1 protein-coding gene is annotated in these 804 nt (G+C 68.2%); it reads right to left on the bottom strand.

Annotated elements, in window-relative coordinates; translation table 11 throughout:
• On the bottom strand, window positions 1–804 hold an 804-nt coding region (locus KYK83_RS17085), incomplete at both ends, for a TolC family protein (RefSeq protein WP_222829102.1).

The following is an 804-nucleotide window of genomic DNA, read 5'->3' as shown; positions in this document are numbered from 1 at the left end:
GCTTTCCTCGAACCGTCGGATTCCGGCGGATATTGCCGGATCCGGAATGCCTAAAGAGCGTTCCCGGGCGATCGCGGCATCCGCGGCCTCGCGTTCGGCACGGGCGACCTGAAGGCGTAAGGCCGAAGGTGACGCGAGCAGCGTCGCCGGTGGTTCGATCTCGGGGAACACCGAAGGCACGTCCGCAGCAGGTGCTGCCTCGCCCCAAAGCGCGGCCAGCGCATTCCTCGCCGCACTGTCGGCAGCCAGGGCCGCTTCAAGCTCCGCGAGCGCCTCCGCAAGTGCCGCTTCGGCACGAAGCGAACGCAAGGGAGGCTCCCGCCCGACATCGACCAGTACCCCTGCGATCCTGGCAAGCTCGCGGTTGCGCTCGACTATGTCCCGCGCGAGTTCCAATCGGGCTGCCGCAGCGACGGCTTCCACATAGCGCTCGCGCACCGATCGCCCGAGCTGAGCAACCGAGAGCGCTCCTGAAAGGGTCGCGACGCGCGCCTCCGCCTGGGCGGCGCGGACGCGCGCTCCTCGTTTGCCGCCCAATTCGAGCCGCTGACTCAGGGACAAGGTGTACTCGGTGGCCTGCAATCCCGAAAACGCGCCGCTTCCGGCAATGTTTTCGGCTTCGAAAGCAATTTCGGGGTTGGGCCGCAGCCGCGCCTGGTCGACGAGTGCCCGCGCCGCGTCGGCTTCGGCCCGCGGTCCGATCAGGCGCGGATTATCTGGGGGCTCATCTGCGCTGTCGACGATGCCCGCACGAGCGAGCGCAGCATCAAGCGTCAGAAGCTCACGCTCCTGCGCCGCCACGGT

This window comes from Qipengyuania pacifica (genome assembly GCF_019857205.1).
GTDB classification, from domain to species: Bacteria; Pseudomonadota; Alphaproteobacteria; order Sphingomonadales; family Sphingomonadaceae; genus Qipengyuania; species Qipengyuania pacifica.
Note: the sequence above shows the minus strand (reverse complement) of the source record. Positions and strands in the feature narration are given on the sequence as shown.